This is a genomic window from Allochromatium palmeri (genome assembly GCF_009720725.1).
Lineage (GTDB): Bacteria > Pseudomonadota > Gammaproteobacteria > Chromatiales > Chromatiaceae > Thermochromatium > Thermochromatium palmeri.
The window spans coordinates 1-18,077 of the sequence record NZ_WNKT01000012.1 but is presented as its reverse complement, the minus strand read 5'-3'; the positions used below and the strand labels follow the sequence as shown (position 1 = coordinate 18,077).

General features: G+C 62.6%; 19 protein-coding genes and 1 pseudogene. 6 read left to right on the top strand and 14 right to left on the bottom strand.

Going from position 1 to position 18,077, the window contains the following annotated elements; translation table 11 throughout:
- The first annotated feature begins 129 nt into the window (after window positions 1–129).
- Window positions 130–339 carry a hypothetical protein gene (locus tag GJ668_RS07740; RefSeq protein ID WP_155449579.1) on the top strand — a complete coding sequence of 70 codons (210 nt, stop codon included), beginning with the start codon at window positions 130–132 and terminating at the stop codon, window positions 337–339.
- 50 nt (window positions 340–389) lie between these two features.
- Here the strand turns inward: GJ668_RS07740 and GJ668_RS07735 are convergent, their stop codons facing one another.
- Window positions 390–1,028, bottom strand: a complete 639-nt coding sequence (locus GJ668_RS07735; RefSeq protein ID WP_155449578.1) for a cytochrome c3 family protein — start codon at window positions 1,026–1,028, stop codon at window positions 390–392.
- Window positions 1,028–2,512: a multiheme c-type cytochrome gene (locus tag GJ668_RS07730; protein ID WP_246194699.1), complete on the bottom strand. Its 1,485-nt coding sequence runs from the start codon at window positions 2,510–2,512 to the stop codon at window positions 1,028–1,030. The genes GJ668_RS07735 and GJ668_RS07730 overlap by 1 nt, the downstream gene beginning before the upstream one ends.
- A 259-nt stretch (window positions 2,513–2,771) precedes the next feature.
- Here GJ668_RS07730 and GJ668_RS07725 point away from each other — a divergent pair, with 259 nt between their 5' ends.
- Window positions 2,772–4,088, top strand: a complete 1,317-nt coding sequence (locus GJ668_RS07725; RefSeq protein WP_343032189.1) for a cytochrome c family protein — start codon at window positions 2,772–2,774, stop codon at window positions 4,086–4,088.
- Between the two features lie 116 nt (window positions 4,089–4,204).
- Here the strand turns inward: GJ668_RS07725 and GJ668_RS07720 are convergent, their stop codons facing one another.
- The 8 genes from GJ668_RS07720 to cmoA all read right to left on the bottom strand — a co-directional run bounded on the left by GJ668_RS07720 (window position 4,205) and on the right by cmoA (window position 10,970).
- Window positions 4,205–4,630, bottom strand: coding sequence for an SUF system Fe-S cluster assembly protein (locus GJ668_RS07720; protein ID WP_155449577.1), 426 nt, complete (start codon window positions 4,628–4,630; stop codon window positions 4,205–4,207).
- A 66-nt stretch (window positions 4,631–4,696) separates the two neighbouring features.
- The gene (sufD, locus tag GJ668_RS07715) at window positions 4,697–5,998 is read right to left on the bottom strand and encodes a Fe-S cluster assembly protein SufD (protein WP_155449576.1); all 1,302 of its coding nucleotides are present in this window, start codon (window positions 5,996–5,998) and stop codon (window positions 4,697–4,699) included.
- Complete coding sequence (sufC, locus tag GJ668_RS07710; RefSeq protein WP_155449575.1) at window positions 5,995–6,747, bottom strand: Fe-S cluster assembly ATPase SufC; 753 nt, start codon at window positions 6,745–6,747, stop codon at window positions 5,995–5,997. Before sufC ends, sufD begins: the two co-directional genes overlap by 4 nt.
- A gap of 91 nt (window positions 6,748–6,838) precedes the next feature.
- On the bottom strand, window positions 6,839–8,284 hold the full coding sequence (gene sufB, locus GJ668_RS07705) for a Fe-S cluster assembly protein SufB (protein WP_155449574.1): 1,446 nt from the start codon (window positions 8,282–8,284) through the stop codon (window positions 6,839–6,841).
- 208 nt (window positions 8,285–8,492) lie between these two features.
- On the bottom strand, window positions 8,493–8,819 hold the full coding sequence (locus GJ668_RS07700; RefSeq protein WP_155449573.1) for a DUF190 domain-containing protein: 327 nt from the start codon (window positions 8,817–8,819) through the stop codon (window positions 8,493–8,495).
- A 55-nt stretch (window positions 8,820–8,874) separates the two neighbouring features.
- Entirely contained in the window at window positions 8,875–9,258 is a 384-nt protein-coding gene (crcB, locus tag GJ668_RS07695) for a fluoride efflux transporter CrcB (RefSeq protein ID WP_155449572.1), read from the bottom strand.
- A 6-nt stretch (window positions 9,259–9,264) separates the two neighbouring features.
- Complete coding sequence (gene cmoB / locus GJ668_RS07690; protein ID WP_222930761.1) at window positions 9,265–10,242, bottom strand: tRNA 5-methoxyuridine(34)/uridine 5-oxyacetic acid(34) synthase CmoB; 978 nt, start codon at window positions 10,240–10,242, stop codon at window positions 9,265–9,267.
- Entirely contained in the window at window positions 10,233–10,970 is a 738-nt protein-coding gene (gene cmoA / locus GJ668_RS07685) for a carboxy-S-adenosyl-L-methionine synthase CmoA (RefSeq protein ID WP_155449571.1), read from the bottom strand. The genes cmoB and cmoA overlap by 10 nt, the downstream gene beginning before the upstream one ends.
- 121 nt (window positions 10,971–11,091) lie before the next feature.
- Between cmoA and ppk1 the strand changes: the two genes are divergently transcribed.
- The 4 genes from ppk1 (at window position 11,092) to GJ668_RS07665 (ending at window position 15,094) form a co-directional block, all read left to right on the top strand.
- Window positions 11,092–13,317, top strand: a complete 2,226-nt coding sequence (gene ppk1 / locus GJ668_RS07680) for a polyphosphate kinase 1 (RefSeq protein WP_155449570.1) — start codon at window positions 11,092–11,094, stop codon at window positions 13,315–13,317.
- A gap of 13 nt (window positions 13,318–13,330) precedes the next feature.
- Window positions 13,331–13,918: a thermonuclease family protein gene (locus GJ668_RS07675; protein WP_155449569.1), complete on the top strand. Its 588-nt coding sequence runs from the start codon at window positions 13,331–13,333 to the stop codon at window positions 13,916–13,918.
- Window positions 13,919–14,060: 142 nt separating this feature from the next.
- Window positions 14,061–14,426 carry a TusE/DsrC/DsvC family sulfur relay protein gene (locus GJ668_RS07670; protein WP_246194698.1) on the top strand — a complete coding sequence of 122 codons (366 nt, stop codon included), beginning with the start codon at window positions 14,061–14,063 and terminating at the stop codon, window positions 14,424–14,426.
- A gap of 62 nt (window positions 14,427–14,488) precedes the next feature.
- Entirely contained in the window at window positions 14,489–15,094 is a 606-nt protein-coding gene (locus tag GJ668_RS07665) for a hypothetical protein (protein WP_155449568.1), read from the top strand.
- 47 nt (window positions 15,095–15,141) lie between these two features.
- On the opposite strand, the gene GJ668_RS07660 is transcribed toward GJ668_RS07665, so the two are convergent.
- From GJ668_RS07660 to GJ668_RS07645, 4 genes and pseudogenes are all read right to left on the bottom strand, one after another.
- Entirely contained in the window at window positions 15,142–16,152 is a 1,011-nt protein-coding gene (locus tag GJ668_RS07660) for a S49 family peptidase (RefSeq protein WP_155449567.1), read from the bottom strand.
- 34 nt (window positions 16,153–16,186) lie between these two features.
- On the bottom strand, window positions 16,187–16,843 hold the full coding sequence (locus GJ668_RS07655; protein WP_186342958.1) for an HAD-IA family hydrolase: 657 nt from the start codon (window positions 16,841–16,843) through the stop codon (window positions 16,187–16,189).
- 3 nt (window positions 16,844–16,846) lie between these two features.
- Complete coding sequence (locus GJ668_RS07650) at window positions 16,847–17,890, bottom strand: RluA family pseudouridine synthase (protein WP_155449566.1); 1,044 nt, start codon at window positions 17,888–17,890, stop codon at window positions 16,847–16,849.
- Window positions 17,891–17,942: 52 nt separating this feature from the next.
- Window positions 17,943–18,077, bottom strand: a pseudogene (locus GJ668_RS07645) (ISKra4-like element ISTvi1 family transposase); the annotation flags it as partial.

The following is an 18,077-nucleotide window of genomic DNA, read 5'->3' as shown; positions in this document are numbered from 1 at the left end:
TCGCCGCCGGCCGGGATGGGTTCAGTGCTGAATCCATCGCCTGGCTGGCGAACACAGGGCTTTTCGGCCTTGCAATTGCACCATTAAATATTAGAATGAACTTATTTAGTGAAATTGCAGAGGCTGATCATGTCGTCTTGTACCGCCATGCGCACGCTCGTTCTGGTGTCAGCTGGCTTGCTGACGTCGGGAACCCTGTTGCTGCTGTTCGTCGAAGCCACCGGCCGACTGCTGGCCGTCGCGCCCTTCTCGCTGCCGCTGGTTCTGAGCGGTCCGCTGCTGCTGGGGATCGCGTTGCTCATCGCCTTCATTCCAAGGCATTCAAAACCCTGCTCGTAACGCGCGGCGTTCCGATCTCGGCTCATCCAGCGTCTTCTGGTCAGACCCCGTCACTCCGGGCGTGGTTTGGCCAGCAGCCTGTCGGCCGTGCCCGGCTCCAGACCGAATTCCTCCTCGATCATCCGATTCCAGGCGTCGCGCTTGAAAGTGCGCTCGTCCGGCACCGGTCGATGCACCAGATTGGTATGACAGTCGATACAGGTCTTGCCCTCGGTTTCCTCGCGATGGATGGCGGCCGTGTGGGTGCGCTCGCCCTGGATCGCCTCCTGGACATGACAGTACCGACAGCTCGCTGAATCGCGCTTGCGAAACCACTCGCGCGCCATGAAGGCCGATTCAGGCAGATGGAGCGCGTTGATGACCGGATCGTCGTAGTTCTCACCGAAGAGCTGCTTGAAAAAATCCGTGGCGCCCACGACATGGTCCCAGGTCGAGGCCAGCAACCCCGGCGAGACATGACAGTCACCACAGGAGGCGCGTACCCCGGAGGCCGAGTTGTAATGCGCCGATTGCTGGTAGACCGTCTCGGCGAAGGTCATGGAATGACAACTGGTACAGAACTCGTTGCGGCTGGCGAAATGATGGAATTCGTTGAGAAAGCCGATGAACACCATGCCGCCGATGCCGCCGATCACCAGGGCAATCACCACCGGGCGCGTGATGACACTGAACAGACCTGAGCCGGCCATTACTCGGCCTCCTCGTGCGTGTCGCGTGCAAAGCCCAGGATCGGACTCGACTGCCCCGGATCGTTCAGCCACTGATGCGACTCGACCGCGCCAATCACCGCGTCGACCAGCTCGTCCGCGCGCTCGCCGGCGATGGCGCGTGCCTCAGGCAGGAAGCGCGCATAGAAATTGCGCCCCACCACATACATCCCCTCCCACCAGGCATGATTGGGACTCATCATGGAGGCGCCGTGACGGGCACGCGCGCCCTCGTCATGCCAGAGTTCCCAATAGGTGAACTCGATCGGCTCGTCGAAAGGCGTGGGCGTGAGCAATTCAGCGGCATAGAGTCCGGCCATGACGTCGCGGGCCGGACGGCCAAACTTGTCGTTGAACAGCTCGACGACCGCATCGAACTGGCTCATGAAGCTCTCAGTGAAGCTCTTGGCGTGACATTCGAGACAGACCATGGACATGGCCTGACGCCGGCGGTCGGGCGCGGCCAGGGTCTTGACCTGACCGACGGTGCCATCGAGCCGGGTCAGCTCGGCGCCGCGCTTGGGGATCTCCGCCCCCTCGGGCAGCTCCATCTTGGCGCCATCCTCAAAGACGACCAGAAACTGACGGTTCGACACCGGGCTGTTGAGGCTCCAGGCATTGCGCATGCCGACATCATGAGTCGAGGGCAGCTTACCGGCGGCGCCCATGTGACAGGTGACACAGGTCGGCGCGGCTGTATAGTCGCGTCCGGCAACCCATTCAGGCGCGTCCAGGTTCATCTCGTGACGGTGAGCGGCATAGACCATGCCGTGCTTGGAGGCCTCGAAGATCTCCTTGTCGGGAGAATCCGGTCCCGAGTGACAGCGCACGCAGGCTTCCGGCTCGCGCGCCTGGGCCTTGGAGAAGCGATGGCGGCCATGACAGGCCGAGCAAGAGCCCTTGGAGCCATCTGGATTGATGCGCCCGATGCCGGAGTTCGGCCAGGTGGCGGGATCGAGCCGGCCGTCGCCCTGCACACCGACCCGCGACCCGTGACACTGATCACAGGAGGCGGCACGCATGATCGGACCGCCGACATGGTCAGCCAGGGCCGGCAGGCGCGCTTCGATGAGCGCGAAAGCCTCGGCATGGACCGACCCCTGCTGCTCTTCGTACTCCTTCTGGTGGCAGCGCCCGCAATCCTTGGGCGAGACGATGGTGGCGATGATCTGGCCTTCGTGCACCATAGAGTCCGGGTCGGAACGCTCGGCCTGATGGCAGTCCATGCAGTTGACACCGGCCGCGTGATGGGCACTCTCGCGCCATTGACTGGCCAATCCGCTCGACGCCTTGGAATGACAGCTCACACACTTCTCGCCGGCTTCATGCCCCCAGTGCCTTGGGTCAAGCTTGACCGGTTCGGCCAGTGCCGGTCCGGCCAGCATCCATCCCAATAGAACCAAGACCCCCACCCACTGTCCACCGATCGTCTCGAACCCCTTGCGCATCTGAATGACCCCGAACATTTTTCAGGATTGAGAATTATCAATTCAGATTATTAGTGATTTCGGGCGCTCGGGCAATTGCTTTGAAAATAAGAATTTACGACTATTTGTTTATTAAAGAATAATGAATTACGGATAAACAAATAGACGATGCGGATATTTAATGCTCACCGTCACACACCGACTAGACCAGGCACCGCCTCATCGACCACAATAAAAGCGCTCAATAACAATGACGCCCAACCACAACCGGGCGAATCCAAGCAGAGGAGTGACACCCGTGATACGACAGCGATCAATCATCTCGCTCATGACATCCGGCTGGCTGGCGCTCGCGGCGCTGGCCATCCAGTCCCCCAGCGCCCTGGCCGAGTCAGAGGCCGAACCCATCTACCGCGTCTCATCCGAGGTCTGCGCGAACTGCCATCAGGACATCTATCGTCAGTGGAAAGGATCCATGCATGCCCAGAGCACCGCGCTCTCCGATCCCATCCATGGCGCGTTCTACCAGCAGGAAGTCGGCGATCCGACCGCCGAGGGCATGATCCACAAGAAATCGGGCAAGTTTCCGCTCTGTCTGAACTGTCACGCCCCCAATGCCGCGCGCGACCAAACCACCAAGCTCGACGCGCACCCGGCCTATAGTGAAGGCGTCAACTGTGTCGCCTGTCATACCCTCAAGACCTACAACGGCATTCAGGACGAACAGGGCAAGATTCGCTATGGCATCAAGGCCTATGCGCTAGCCGACACCCTCCAGGCGCCGCTCGGCTTCCCGCGTGAACTGGAGCGGCTCAAGGCCGGCGCCGACGATCTCTTCGGCGGTGCGGTCGACGCCGCAGTCGATCCGAAACCCAATCCGCATCTGGGCGAGCCGGTCGACCTGGATGGCAAGACCATCCCAGCCCTGACGATGGAAGCCAATCCGCGTCTGATGCGCACCTCGGATGCCTGCATGGGCTGCCACGATCAGCGCGACAATCCGCAGGGCGTGCCGCTGTGTCAGACCGGCAACGAGTTCATCAAGAGCGGCAGCGAAGTGGCTTGTCAGAGCTGTCACATGCCGGTCGCGGGCGGATTCGCTGATCACACCATGGGCGGCGGTCATCACGAGGGGATGCTCAAGCGTTCCATCGTTTTCGATCTGACGACCAACGCCGGTGACGAGACCATCGACGCCCAGGTCTGGATTCGCAATCTCCAGCCGCACGCCATGCCGACCGGTGCGCCCTTCCGCAATCTCTATCTGAAGCTCACGGCCTATGACGCCAGTGGTGAGGTGGTGTGGGAGAATGCCGCCGGTCATCCGTCCAAGGACGACCCGCGCGCCTATTTCGCCTATGGGTTGGCCGACGACCATGGCAAGCCGGCCCCACCGCCGACCGCCACCAAGCCGGGCGAGGACACGCGCTTGCAGCCGCACGAGACCCGTGAGCTGAACTATGAGATTCCAGCCAAGGATGTGGTACTGGTGCGCGGCGAGCTGTACTACAACCTGCTCTGGCCGTCGCTGGTCAAGAAGTTCACGCAGTTGCCCGCTGAGTTGACCGCGCCTGTGCTCATCGCCGTATCGGAACAGCCGATCGGGTCAGAGTGATTTGAACGGATGACGCTCTGTTAGGTGCGAATTCATTTGCACCTAACAGAGCGTCGAAAATCTGTCTCAAATCAGGTGCTGATACACGCCATAATCGCCTCACGGCCAAGGCGTATTTACATCAGGCCGAGCTGTAGTCGCGCCTCATCGCTCATGTTGTCGGCGTTCCAGGGCGGATCCCACACCAGCTGCACGCTGACCTGCCCCGCACCCTCGACCCGCTCGACCGCGCTCTTGACCATCAGCGGCATCATGCCGGCGACCGGACAGCCGGGCGCCGTCAGCGTCATGTCGACCGAGATATCGCCATTGGCGGCGATGTCGATGCGATAGATCAAACCCAGGTCATAGATGTTGACCGGGATCTCGGGGTCATGGACGCCGCGCAGCGAGGCGATGATCGGCTCGCGCAGTTCCTCGGGGTCCATGCGCTCCACGGAAACCTCGACCTCCTCCTCGTGGAGGACAGTCGTGTCTCCATCCTGTGCTTCAGATTCTTGCTTGCGCCGGCCAAAACCGGCAAAGCGGGCCAGTCTGTTCATTACTTCCTCCGCGAGACACCAGGCGCGGTTTGACTCAATATCTTCAATTCACTTCGCCCATTGCTGTCAGGTCAGACGCTGCCCGACCGCGGCGGCCACATGCTCGCGTACCGCCTCGACACCGAGCTGATCGATCACCTCACCGGCGAACCCCAGACACAGCATCCGCCGCGCCTGCGAGGCGTCGATGCCGCGCGAGCGCAGATAGAACAGCATCTCGGGTTCGATCTGACCGACCGTGGTGCCGTGACTGCAACGCACGTCATCGGCATAGATCTCGAGCTGCGGCTTGGTGTCGATCTCGGCCTGTTCGGAGAGCATCAGATTGCGGTTGGACATAGCCGCATCGCTCTTCTGCGCCGACTTGGCAACCAGCACCCGACCGTCGAAGACCGCCCGCCCCTGCCCGGTGAGCAGGCCCTTGAAGTTCTCCTCACTGCGGCAGTTCGGGACGGCGTGCTCGACGTCGAGATGGTAGTCGAGCAACTGACCGTCACCGGCCAGATAGAGTCCGTGCAGCACGCATTCAGCCTGCTCGCCCCGGAAACGGGTATTGAGATCGGTGCGTGCCCAGCGCGCGCCAAGGCCAATGTTGATCCCTGAGTAGCGGCTGTTTTCGTCCTGGAGCAGATAGAAGCCGCTGAGATGAAAAGCGTTGCGGCTTTCCATCTGCAACCGTTCGTGCTTGAGTACGGCATCGCGCCCGAGCACGACCTCCATGACCGCGTTGGTGCAATAGAGCGCCTCGCCCAGACTGACATAGCGCTCGATCAAGCGTGCCTGGGCGCCGGCCTCCAGATGCACCAGATGACGCGGCTGGGCCACGCGCGGCTCGTCGAGTCCGACCGAGAGATGGATGAGTTCGATCGGGCGTTCGAGCACGGCGCCGCGCTCCAGCCAAACCACCAGACCATCGTCCAGCCCAGCGCTGTTGAGCGTGGCGAAAAAAGCCTCCGAGTCGCCCAGCGCCGCGTCGAGCTGTCCGCGCAGCGACTCGGGATCGTGCTGCAACCAGTCGCGCAGTCCGCCGATGCGCACGCCCGCCGGCAGCTCGCCCAGCATCGACAGCTCAGGCGCATAGCGCCCATTGACCAGCACCAGACGATGACTCTCGAATCCAGGGATCAGGACCGTGTCGAGATCTTCCGGCTGGAGCGCGCTCAGCGGCTCGTCGATGGCGGTAAACTGCTGTTCGAGCAAACTCTTGAGACTGGTGTAACGCCAGGCTTCCTGTTTGGAATGCGGCAGTGCCCGGGCGCTCAGTCGTGCGCGCGCCCCGTGGCGACGTTCATCCAGCCAGGCGAGATCCGGTCCGTCGTCCGGCGCGTTCAACCAGTATTCCAGACCGCTGTGCAGTGGCGCGTTCATGCCGCCAGCTCCGCGTCGATCCAGCCGTAGCCCTTTTCCTCCAGCTCCAGCGCCAGTTCCTTGCCGCCTGAGCGGATGATGCGACCGTGCGCCAGGACATGCACATAATCGGGCTGAATGTAGTCGAGCAGCCGCTGATAGTGGGTGACGACGATCATGGAGCGCTCGGGCGAGCGCAGGGCATTGACGCCCTCGGCGACCACGCGCAGGGCATCGATATCGAGTCCGGAGTCGGTCTCATCGAGGATGGCGAATTTTGGCTCCAGCAGGGCCATCTGGAAGATTTCGTTGCGCTTCTTCTCGCCGCCCGAGAAACCGGCGTTGACGGCGCGCTTCAGGAGCGAGTCGTCAAGATGCAGGATCTTGAGCTTCTCCTTGATGAGGCGCAGAAAGGCGACAGCATCGAGTTCCGGCTCGCCGCGCGCCTTGCGCAGACTGTTGAGCGCGGCCTTGAGGAAATAGGTGTTGTTCACGCCCGGCAGCTCGACCGGATACTGGAAGGCGAGAAAGAGTCCGAGCTGGGCGCGTTCCTCGGGTTCGAGTTCGAGCAGGTCGTGACCCTCAAAAGTCGCCGAGCCGGCCGTGACTGTGTAGCCATCGCGTCCCGACAGGACATGCGAGAGCGTGCTCTTGCCCGAGCCGTTCGGTCCCATGATGGCGTGGACCTCGCCTGGCCCGATCTCCAGATCCAGTCCTTTGAGGATCTCTTTATCACCCACGTTGGCCCGCAGGCCCTTGACAGACAACATCGTTGTGACTCCTGAACCGCGTCGGGCGCCAGACTCGCCCGGCGTCAGCAATGACGCGGTTTGGCTGAAATTGGATTGAACGGACGCGCGATCAGCCGACCGCGCCTTCCAGGCTGATGCTGAGCAGCTTCTGAGCCTCGACCGCGAACTCCATCGGCAGCTCGTTGAAGACCTCCTTGCAGAAGCCGTTGACGATCATCGACACCGCGTCTTCCTCGGTCAGACCGCGCGAGCGGCAGTAGAAGAGCTGATCGTCGCTGATCTTGGAGGTGGTCGCCTCGTGCTCCATCTTGGCCGAGGGATTCTTGACCTCGATATAGGGCACGGTGTTGGCGGCGCAGCGGTCGCCGATCAGGAGCGAGTCGCACTGGGTGTGGTTGCGCGCGCCCTCGGCGCGCTGACCGATGCGCACCAGTCCGCGATAAGTCTGCCGGCCCTCGCCGGCCGAGATGCCCTTGGAGACGATGGTGGAACTGGTGTTCTTGCCGATATGGATCATCTTGGTGCCGGTATCGGCCTGCTGGCGGCCCTTGGTCACGGCGACCGAATAGAACTCACCGACCGAGCCATCGCCGCGCAGGATGCAGCTCGGATATTTCCAGGTGATGGCCGAGCCGGTCTCGACCTGGGTCCAGGAGATCTTGGAGCGTGCGCCGCGACAGTCGCCACGCTTGGTGACGAAGTTGTAGATGCCGCCGACGCCCTGGGCATCGCCCGGATACCAGTTCTGCACCGTCGAGTACTTGATCTCGGCGTCTTCCATCGCGATCAGCTCGACCACGGCGGCGTGGAGCTGGTTCTCGTCGCGCTGGGGCGCGGTGCAGCCTTCCAGATAGCTGACATAGCTGCCGGCCTCAGCCACGATCAGGGTGCGCTCGAACTGGCCGGTGTTGCGGGCGTTGATGCGGAAGTAGGTGCTCAACTCCATCGGACAGCGCACGCCCTTGGGCACATAGACGAAGGTGCCGTCGCTGAACACAGCCGCGTTGAGACAGGCGTAGAAATTGTCGGTATAGGGCACGACCGTGCCCAGATAGGGTTTGACCAGCTCGGGGTAATCGTGCAGTGCCTCGGAGATGGAGCAGAAAATGACTCCGGCCTCGGCGAGCGTGGCGCGGAAGGTGGTCGCCACCGAGACGCTGTCGAACACTGCATCGACGGCGATGCCGGCCAGCGCTTTCTGTTCCTCGATCGGGATGCCGAGCTTGTTGTAGGTTTCGAGCAGCAGCGGGTCGATTTCGTCGAGGCTCTTGGGCATGTCCTCGGGGCGCTTGGGCGCCGAGTAATAGGAGATGGCCTGAAAATCGATCCTGGGATAGTCGACGGCCGCCCACTCGGGTTCGCGCATGGTCAGCCAGTGCCGGTACGCCTTGAGGCGCTGCTCGGTCATGAACTCAGGCTCGCCTTTGCGCTGGGAGATGGCCCGCACGACCTCCTCGTCCAATCCCGGCGGCAGGGTATCGGACTCGATTTGGGTCGTGAAGCCGTGCTCGTATTCTGACTTGACGATGTCTTCGACGGCTGAGGCTCCGGTCATGCTCCTGGCTCCGCTTTCTTGAGTGAATCTCTGGGTTTTTGATATGCGCCCACTCGGTTTGGAATCAACACCTTCACACCCGAGTCATGGGGTCTATATCCGCTTCGCCGTCCAGTGTTTCAAGACGGTTCTGTGAACGCTTGATTATATTCCGACTTTTTCGCTTTGCCTAAAACTCGCGGTGCTTAAGGCTCAAAACCGCTGCGGATCATGAGCGGTGCGCGTCAGTCACGCCGGACTCGACCGGCATCTTGATGTAGAAGAGATCCAGCCCGTCCCGGCCAATGTGGTCGAGAAAGCGGTTGGCTTCGTCCTCGCTGACGACGAAGCCGACCTCGACCGGCAGGTCGCCTGATAGCTCGAAGAAGCGTTCTTCGTGCAGCCGACCGTGGCGGCCGAAACCGGCCAGGGCGCGAAAGGCCGAGCCACCCTGGAGTCCGAACGATTTGGCCTCCTCCAGCAGCCATTCGTAGATCAGCGTGTGATGATGACGACGGCTCTCGGCGACATAGAATTTCAGAAAGCAGCTCGACATGGTTCGAGGTCTCCAGTGGTTGAAATCACGGTGATGGCGTCTATGGCGCCTCTGATCAAGTACGCGCCAGCAGCAGATGCACGAGCCAGATCCCCAGCGCCGTCATGCTCAGGGAGCCGATCAGATGCACCCCGATCGCGGTCAGGCCCCAGAGCAGTTCGCCTTTGGACAACAGGGTGACGACTTCGGCGGAGAAGGTCGAGAAGGTGGTCAGGCCACCGAGAAAGCCGGTGATGACGAGCAGACGGAGTTCGGGCGGCAGACCGGGATGACGTCCGAGCCAGGCGATGGCCAGGCCGATCAGCAGGCCGCCGAGCAGGTTGGCAGCGAGGGTGCCGAGCGGCAGGCTTGGGACGATGGCGTTGAGTCGCTGGCCGAGGAACCAGCGCAGCAGCGCGCCGAGACCGGCGCCGGTGAAAATAGCGATGACAGCGTTCATGGGTGCTCAGGCTCGACCGATGAGGATCGCCCGCACCGGGGCCGGATGGCCCTCGATGGTGCGGCGCGGGTCTGCCGGGTCGAGATGATCCGGCAGGGACTGGAAGCGCATCCACTCGGTCGGGCGTTGTTCCTCGACCGTGGTGCGGCTGACGTCGACGACATCGACGTCCTTGAATCCGAGCCGCCCCATCCAGACCGCGAGCGCCTCGACGCTCGGGATGAACCAGACATTGCGCATGCTGGCATAGCGGTCGGGCGGCACCAGCGCTTGCGGCCCTTCGCCGTCGAGAACCAGGGTTTCCAGCACGAGCTGGCCGCCCGGGCGCAACAGGGCGCGCAATTCGGCCAGATGGTCGAGCGGCGAGCGGCGATGATAGAGCACGCCCATCGAAAAGACCGTGTCGAAGCCGGTCAGTCCGGGCGGCAGATCCTCGATGCCGAGCGGCAGTACGGCCAGATCGTCACGCGCCAGATAGCGGTTGATGGCCAGGAACTGGCACAGAAACACCTGGGTCGGGTCGATCCCCATGACCAGCCGCGCACCCGCGCCCAGCATCCGCCAGGCGTGATAGCCGTTACCGCAACCAACATCGAGCACCAGCCGTCCATCTAGCGGGTCGATTGCGTGGGCGAGTCGATCCCATTTCCAGTCCGAGCGCCATTCGGTGTCGATCTGTAGATCATGCAGGCGGAATGGTCCTTTGCGCCAGGGATGCAGTTCCAGCAGGGTTGTGCGCAGACGGGCGGCGATCTCGGGCGGAAGTGGATGATCCGAATGACGACCGACGCCGGACTGATCGAGCACGGCTCGACCGGGCGGTAGTTCGGGCAGCGCGGCCAGCGCCGCTTCCCAGCGCACAAGATCACCATGTGCGCGCTGTCCAAGACGTTCGCCCACGGCGGCTGACAGCGGTTCGACCCAGGGCGCGAGTGCCGTCTGGGTCAGACGCTCCAGAAAGGGGTTGAATGGCGTCAGGTCCATGCTAGCCAGGCCACGAAGTTGAGACTTTGGAACCAGCGCACCGAGCCGGCGAAACCGGCCTCGGCAAGCCGGCGCTCGTGTTCCTCCAGCCTTTCGGGGATCAGCACTTGTTCCAGCGCGGTGCGTTTGCGCGCGATGGCCAGCTCGCTGTAACCGTTGGCGCGTTTGAAATCCTCGTGCAGAGCGGTCAGCCAGTCGCTTTCGCGCCCCACGGGAGCGGCAAACTTTTCGGCCAGGATCAGTACCCCGCCTGGCACCAGCCCGGCGCGGATGCGTTGCAGGAGTCCGAGCCGCTCCTCGATGGGGACGAATTGGAGTGTCAGATTGAGCACCACCAGGCTCGCCTGTTCGATGGCGATCGACTGGATGTCGGCACATCGCGTCTTGACCCGCCCGGCATCGATGCTGGACTCATCGGCCAGACGCGCGCGCAGACCTTCGATCATCGCCGGCGCATTGTCGACCGCAATCACCGAGACATCCGGGCCAGTCTGGCGCAGGATCGAGCGCGTCACCGCCCCCAGCGAACAACCCAGGTCATAACAGCGCGCCCCCGGCCCCGCCACGCGCCGCGCGATCAGTCCGCTGAGACCAACCAGCTCGGCATAGCCCGGCACCGAGCGGCGCACCATGTCAGGGAAGACGCGCGCCACATCGGCATCGAACTCGAAGGGACGGACCGGCCCGGCAGCGCGGTCGAACAGATCATCGATCACAGTGTCTTTCATCGGTGCGATTGTACAAGCCAAATCCTGTGTGATCGATCACGCTTTCCTGGCGCGTAATGCAATCTCGACATCTATTGGGTATAGAATTTGAAGATCCATGCCGACGAGGACCGAGACCGCCATGAGCACGAGCCAAGCCCTGACCGAAGACGCGACCCGCATCGAGTCGACCGCCGAGGAGATCCCGCTCCCGCCGCCTGAAATCGACCTCGACGATCCCAGCCTCTACCTGAGTCGCGAACTGACCTGGCTCGCCTTCAACCGCCGCGTGCTCCACGAAGCCGAGGATCTGCGTACCCCGCTCCTGGAGCGGGTCAAGTTCCTGGCCATCGTCAGCAGTAATCTCGATGAGTTTTTCATGAAGCGCATCGGCGGTCTCAAACAGCAGATCGCCGCCGGCATCCATACCGCCGGACTCGACGGGCGCACCCCGGCCCAGCAGCTCAAGGAATGCCAGGCGGCCGTGGGTGAATTCCAATCCGAACTGCGTCGCATCCATGTCGAACTCATGCGTGAACTCGACGCCTACGACATCCGGATCCTGCTGTACAAGGATCTCCCCGACGACGCCCGCGAGCGCCTGCGCGAACACTTCCGCGCCAACATCTTCCCCATGCTCACGCCTCTGGCAATGGACCCGGCGCACCCCTTCCCCTTCATCTCCAACCTGGCGCTCAATCTGCTCGTCACCCTGCGCTACCCCGGCGGCACCGAGATCTACATGGCCCGCCTCAAGGTTCCTGTGCACAAGGACGTCTCCAAACGCCTGGTCTCGGTCGACGGCACCCACACCTATGTCACGCTCGAAGACCTGATCGTCAACAACCTCGACATGCTGTTTCCGGGCATGGAGTTCGTCTCCTGCGCGCTGTTCCGCGTCACCCGCAACGCCATCGTCGAGCCGGACATGGAAGCAGCCAACGACCTGCTGGAGATGATCGAGAGCGAACTGCGCGAGCGCCATTTCGCGCCCATCGTGCGGCTGGAAGTCGATCCAGGCATGGAAGCCACCCATCGCGGCATGCTTGCCGCCGAGCTGGGTCTGAACGAGGCCGAGGACGTCATCGAGGTCGAGGGCATGTTCGCCCTGCGCGATCTGTTCGAGATCGCCGGCATCGAGATCCCGGATCTGCACGACAAACCCCACCGTCCGGTCGATCATCCGCTGCTGGCCAAGGATCGGCGCAACATCTTCCATATCATCCGCGAGAGCGGCCCGATCCTGCTCCAGCATCCCTATCAGCCGTTCAGCACCTCGGTCGAGCGTTTTCTGCGCACGGCGGCTGATGACCCCAAGGTGCTGGCGATCAAGATGACGCTCTACCGCACCTCCGCCGGGGCCATCCTGGATTCGCTGATCCAGGCCGCGCGCAACGGCAAACAGGTCGCGGTGCTGGTCGAGCTCAAGGCGCGTTTCGACGAAGCAGCCAACATCCAGTGGGCGCGGCGGCTTGAAGCCGAGGGCATCCATGTCAACTATGGCGTCATGGGACTCAAGACCCACAGCAAGCTGATCTTCATCGTCCGTCGCGACTATTCACAACTGCGCCGCTACTACCATATCGGCACCGGCAACTATCACGCCGGGACCGCCAAGCTCTACACGGATCTCGGGATGCTCGGCTGCGACGAAGACATCGGGCAGGATCTGACCGAACTCTTCAACTACCTCACCGGCTACTCGCCGCCGCCGAGCTACCGCAAGATCCTGGCTGCGCCCTATAACCTCAAGCGCGCCCTGATCGACAAGATCAACCGCGAGATCGAGCACCACAAGCGCGAGGACGGCGGCGGTGTCATCCAGATGAAGATGAACGCCCTCGAAGACGCCGACATCACGCGCGCGCTCTACAAGGCCAGCCGCGCCGGGGTGCAGGTCGATCTGATCGTGCGCGACACCTGCCGCTTCCGTCCGGGTCTGCCCGGCATCAGTGAGCGCGCGCGCGTGGTTTCGATCATTGGACGCTTCCTCGAACACGCGCGCATTATCTATTTCCGCAACGGCGGCGAGGAGGAGTATTACATCGGCTCGGCCGACATGATGCGGCGCAATCTCGAAAGCCGGGTTGAGGTCCATGCCCCGGTCGAGAATCCCGAGCTGCGTCAGGAGCTGCGTCTGATCCTGGATGTGCAGTTCGCCGACACCCGCTCGGCCTGGGACATGGACGCCAACGGCAATTACACTCAACGCATACCTGAAGACGACAGCAAGAAGGGCGCTCAGGAAACCCTGATCGGCGTGGCCGAGAAGCGTCTGGCCGCCGCCGCCAAGCACAAAGAAAAGAAGGTCCGCTCCAGGCTGCTGAGCCATTTCCAATGGCGACTGCGCGAGAAGGGACAGGCTTGAGGCCGAACCCGACATGCGACTGCAAACCTTCCTCAAGCACTATCTGCGCTCGAAACTCAGAAACCCAGGGCGGCTCTCGGCGCGTTCGGTCGGCGGAGTCGCCCTGGCTGTGCTCGGACTCTGGGCCGTCGAGCACTGGGGCGGCGATCTGATCCCGAACGCCTGGAAGCTCCCCCTGAGCGGCAAGGACTGTCGGGTCGAGAAGATCAGCGACGGCGATACGATGCGTCTGCGCTGCGGCACCCAGTTGGTGAAGGTGCGCCTTTACTGCATCGACGCGCCCGAAATGGCACAGAAACCCTGGGGCACGCGCTCGCGCGATGCGCTCAAGTCTATTACACCCAGCGAGGTGCGATTGCTCAAGATCGACCAGGATCAGTACGGGCGCACGGTCGGCGAGATCTACACCACGGACGCCGAGCCGCGACTGCTCAATCTGGAGCAGGTCGAGAACGGTCAGGCGGCGGTCTACCCGCAGTACTGCAACAGCCGGCGCTATTTTAGTGCCGAGCGTGAAGCGCAGGCGGCCAAGCGCGGCATCTGGAGCCGCCGGGGCACGCATCAGACACCCTGGGACTACAGACGTCGCTCGCGGGGGTAGGAATCCGTATTGAACTCGCTCGCGAAAGGCTCGACACTCCAGTGTGACGATAGGATGACGTCATGGGCAGGCGTGAACGCACCCATCACCGGCCGGAGCCAGGCCAACATCACTGAGACATAACACGCTCGGGAGGACGAATATGACAACCACGACCATGAGCGGGATCCTCAATCCAAACGCGATCCCCGCGACCGATCCCGACTTTCCGCAGGCCCCCGTCGACTGGAACCGCTCGGTCGCCGAAGAGGCGGCCCAGCACGACGGACTCGAACTCACCGCCGATCACTGGCGCACGATTCAGGCGCTACAGGACTATTTCGGGCGCCATGACCACCCCAATGTCCGCGAACTCCATGATGCACTCGACGAATCCTTCCACGCCCAGGGCGGCATCAAGTACCTCTATGGTCTCTTTCCAGGCGGCCCGGTCGCCCAGGGTTGCCGTTTCGCCGGTCTGACGGCCCCCTCAGGCGCAGTCGACAAGTCGTTCGGTAGCGTTCAATAACCTCGATCCAGGCGCGCACCGACTTCGCCGGCGCGCGCCGATCCCATTAGAGTCACATGCACATGCTCTCACGCGCTCCATTCTTCGTCCTGGCCACCAGTCTCTGTCTTGTCGCACCGGTTCGGGCCGACGAGGTGACCGACCAGCTCGATATCGCCCACAAAGCCTATGAGTCGGGTGAGCTGAGAACCGCCATCGAGACGCTCAATTTCGCGGTGGCCAAGATCCAGGAGCAGATGACAGCCAATCTGGTGAAGCTCCTGCCCGAGCCGCTCGCCGGTTGGACGGCCGAGGCGCCCGAGTCACAGTCCGGCGGCATGGCGGCCATGATCACAGGCACGACCCTGACCCGGCACTATCGACGCGAGGACGGCGCCGAAATCACGCTCAGCCTGATGGCCGACTCACCCCTGATGCCCATGCTGACCATGGCCATGTCCATGCCCTTCGTGATGCAGAACAACCAGGACATGCAGACCTATTCGTTCAAGGGCTATCGCGGCATGCTGGAGCACGCCGCCGACAGCACCGACTATGAGATCACGCTCATGGTCGGCAATCGGCTGGTAATTCAGGGCAAGGGCAGTCAACTGGCTGACAGCCGCGCGATCGAAGCCTATTTCGAGCAGTTGGATCTGGAGGCCATCCAGACCGCTCTGACCCAGTGAAATGGCATCCGCAGCTCTGATCGAGAGGCGGACACCCGCGACTGGATTCAGCGCGGCAGGCTCAGCCCGCTAGAGACACCCAGGCTCTCCATCATCCCGAGTCCGACCAAGGCCCCGAAGCGCTTGGCGATGGAGTCGAGCAGATCGCGCTTCTTGGTGTATTCGACGATCTTCTCGGCGCCGATGATCTCGCGCGCCACCTGGCTGGAACTGCCGAAGCCATCAGCCAATCCCAGTGCGACCGCTTCCTGACCGCTCCAGAACAGCCCGCTGAAGAGTTCATCGCCGCCCTTGAGCTTGTCGCCGCGCCCCTGTTTGACCTCGTCGATGAACTGACCATGCAGCTGGTCGAGCACGCTCTGGATGAAGTCGCGCTGAGCGGCATCGAGCGGCGAGAAGGGATCGAGGATGCCCTTGTTAGCGCCCGCCGTCAGCAGACGGCGCTCGATGCCCAGGTCCGCCATCGCCTCCTGGAAACCGAAGCTGTCGATACGCACGCCGATGGAGCCGATCAGACTGGCCTTGTCGACATAGATAGCATCGGCGCCGACAGCGACGTAATAGCCGCCCGAGGCACAGAGATCGACCGCTACGGCATAGACTGGCATGTCCTTATCCTTGTGGTCCTTTTTGTATTTTTCCTTGAGCCGTTTGATCTCGTCGTTGATGTAGCCGGCTTGAACCGGGCTGCCGCCGGGGCTGTTGATGCGCAGGATGATGCCCTTGACGTGCTTGGCTTCGAAAGCCGCGCGCAGTGCCGTGATGACACGATCGGCGCTGGCGTCCGAGTCGGATGCGATGACGCCCTTGACTTCGATGAGCGCCGTATGGTCCTCACCGACCTTGACGGCATCCGACAGCCCAGCGCTGTTGGCAACGATCAGTACGCCGATCAGATAGACCAGGATCAGGAGCTTGAATACCGTCGACCAGCGCCGGCGCTTGCGCTGATCGTCCAGATACTCGACAGCGAGCCGATTGAGCAGGGCGCGTTCCCAGTCCGGCTGACCGGGTGCAGGCATCGGCTCGCGCCGTTTCTTCCAAAATGTCCAGTTCATGCGTGTCCTCGAAACAGTGGGGGCGTCGGATGTCTCAACGGGCCTGTTCGGTCAGCCAGGCGCGAACGGCCCGGAGCGAATCGAGACAGGCGAGCGGCTCACACGCCAGCAGCCGCTCCGGCGTATGAACGCCGTAGCAGACCGCCAGCGAACGCACACCGGCATTGTTGGCCATTTGCAGATCGTATTCGGTGTCGCCGATCATGAGCGTTTCCTCGGGGCGCGCGCCCAGCTCGTCCATCAGTTCCAGCAGCATCTGTGGATGCGGCTTGGAAAAGGTCTCGTCGGCGGTGCGCGTGGCATGAAAAACGCTGCGCAGTCCGCTCTCGTCGAGCGATTTGTTCAGACCCGTGCGACTCTTGCCGGTGGCCACCGCCAGCCGGTAGCCCTGCCCGGTCATCCAGTCGAGCGTCTCGCGCGCGCCCGGAAACAGCACAGAGGGCGCCTGATCGCCGCCCAGGAAATGACGGCGATATTGAAGTGCGACCTCGGTGTGCAAAGCCGCGTCACCCGTGGGCAACAACCGTTCCATGGCCTGCTCCAATCCAAGTCCGATGACGTCGCGGGCCACTGCGGGCGTCGGCTCGGGAAGCCCCAGGTCACGGAAGGCGGCCTGAATGCAGGTGACGATCAGCGCCTCGGAATCCATCAGGGTTCCATCCCAGTCGAAAACGATCAGTTCGAAATTCACGCGTTAATTCTCCAGGGCGTTCAGCACCTGTTGTAGTTCATTCGGCAAGGGCGATTCCAGACGCAGTGGACGGGCCATGTAATCGAGTTTGAAACTCAGCGCGGCGGCGTGCAGAAAGAGCCGTGTCAGCCCATAGCCCTTGAGTCGGCGATTGGCCGCCTCGTCGCCATATTTGTCATCGCCCGCCAGCGGTGCGCCGAGATGGGCGGCATGGACACGGATTTGATGGGTGCGGCCGGTGATGAGTTCCGCCTCGACCAGCGTCAGTGGCTGGCCGTCGATGGTAAAGCGCTGCAAACGCCGAAAGCGGGTGCGCGCCGCCTTGCCTTCGTGCGCATCGACCCGGACCAGACGCTCGCCGCTGCTCAGAACGTTTTTCTTCAACGGCGCATCGACCAGCAGTTCCGGGCGTGGCAGTTCGCCCAGGATTAGGGCCAGATAGCGCTTATCCATGCCGCCGCCCTCGCGGATCAAGGCATGCAGCTCGCGCAGTGCGCTGCGACGCTTGCAGATAACCAGGCAGCCCGAGGTGTCGCGGTCGAGCCGGTGGACCAGCTCCAGTTCGCGTCCGGGACGCAACTGGCGCAGTGACTCGATCAGGCCATAGCTCAGACCGCTGCCGCCATGCACCGCCAGGCCCGACGGCTTGTCGATCACCAGCAGCCGCTCGTCTTCATAGATGACCGCGCGCTCCAGGCGTGCCAGTTGCGCTTCGGGCGCGCGTCCCGGCGGTGCCGACTCACCGAGCCGGATCGGCGGAATACGCACCAGATCACCGGTGCGCAGGCGGTACTCGGCCTTGATCCGACCCTTGTTGACCCGCACTTCACCGCGTCTGAGCAGTCGGTAGAGATGACTGCGCGGTACGCCCTTGAGGACACGCAGCAGAAAGTTATCGATACGCTGACCATCTGTCTGCTCATCGATCTGGAGATATTGTGGCGCTTTCGACGCCTCCCCGGACTGCACATTCGCGCGCGGTTGCTGGGGATCGCGGGTCGAGCGGCCCGAGGCGTTGGATTTCTTGACGGAGGCTGAAGATTTCAATTTGAACCTGAGCGTTTGGGTGCGACCATAACTGATGCGCGCCACGTCGTTGTCAGGCCGCTTGTTTAATCAGGTCTTGCCAATAGTCCTCCCAGTGGCCATTGACGCGGTTGAGGCGTAGCGCCAGCATGGCCTCGGCCTGCTCAAGGCGCCACCACGCCCCGGGACGCTTGAGACGTTGTTGAAC

Bases quoted from the DNA above. Each gene is read 5' to 3' on its own strand.
- GJ668_RS07740 (WP_155449579.1), top strand. From the start codon at position 130: ATGTCGTCTTGTACCGCCATGCGCACGCTCGTTCTGGTGTCAGCTGGC.
- GJ668_RS07735 (WP_155449578.1), bottom strand. From the start codon at position 1,028: ATGGCCGGCTCAGGTCTGTTCAGTGTCATCACGCGCCCGGTGGTGATT.
- GJ668_RS07730 (WP_246194699.1), bottom strand. From the start codon at position 2,512: ATGTTCGGGGTCATTCAGATGCGCAAGGGGTTCGAGACGATCGGTGGA.
- GJ668_RS07720 (WP_155449577.1), bottom strand. From the start codon at position 4,630: ATGAACAGACTGGCCCGCTTTGCCGGTTTTGGCCGGCGCAAGCAAGAA.
- sufD (WP_155449576.1), bottom strand. From the start codon at position 5,998: ATGAACGCGCCACTGCACAGCGGTCTGGAATACTGGTTGAACGCGCCG.
- sufC (WP_155449575.1), bottom strand. From the start codon at position 6,747: ATGTTGTCTGTCAAGGGCCTGCGGGCCAACGTGGGTGATAAAGAGATC.
- sufB (WP_155449574.1), bottom strand. From the start codon at position 8,284: ATGACCGGAGCCTCAGCCGTCGAAGACATCGTCAAGTCAGAATACGAG.
- GJ668_RS07700 (WP_155449573.1), bottom strand. From the start codon at position 8,819: ATGTCGAGCTGCTTTCTGAAATTCTATGTCGCCGAGAGCCGTCGTCAT.
- crcB (WP_155449572.1), bottom strand. From the start codon at position 9,258: ATGAACGCTGTCATCGCTATTTTCACCGGCGCCGGTCTCGGCGCGCTG.
- cmoB (WP_222930761.1), bottom strand. From the start codon at position 10,242: ATGGACCTGACGCCATTCAACCCCTTTCTGGAGCGTCTGACCCAGACG.
- cmoA (WP_155449571.1), bottom strand. From the start codon at position 10,970: ATGAAAGACACTGTGATCGATGATCTGTTCGACCGCGCTGCCGGGCCG.
- ppk1 (WP_155449570.1), top strand. From the start codon at position 11,092: ATGAGCACGAGCCAAGCCCTGACCGAAGACGCGACCCGCATCGAGTCG.
- GJ668_RS07675 (WP_155449569.1), top strand. From the start codon at position 13,331: ATGCGACTGCAAACCTTCCTCAAGCACTATCTGCGCTCGAAACTCAGA.
- GJ668_RS07670 (WP_246194698.1), top strand. From the start codon at position 14,061: ATGACAACCACGACCATGAGCGGGATCCTCAATCCAAACGCGATCCCC.
- GJ668_RS07665 (WP_155449568.1), top strand. From the start codon at position 14,489: ATGCTCTCACGCGCTCCATTCTTCGTCCTGGCCACCAGTCTCTGTCTT.
- GJ668_RS07660 (WP_155449567.1), bottom strand. From the start codon at position 16,152: ATGAACTGGACATTTTGGAAGAAACGGCGCGAGCCGATGCCTGCACCC.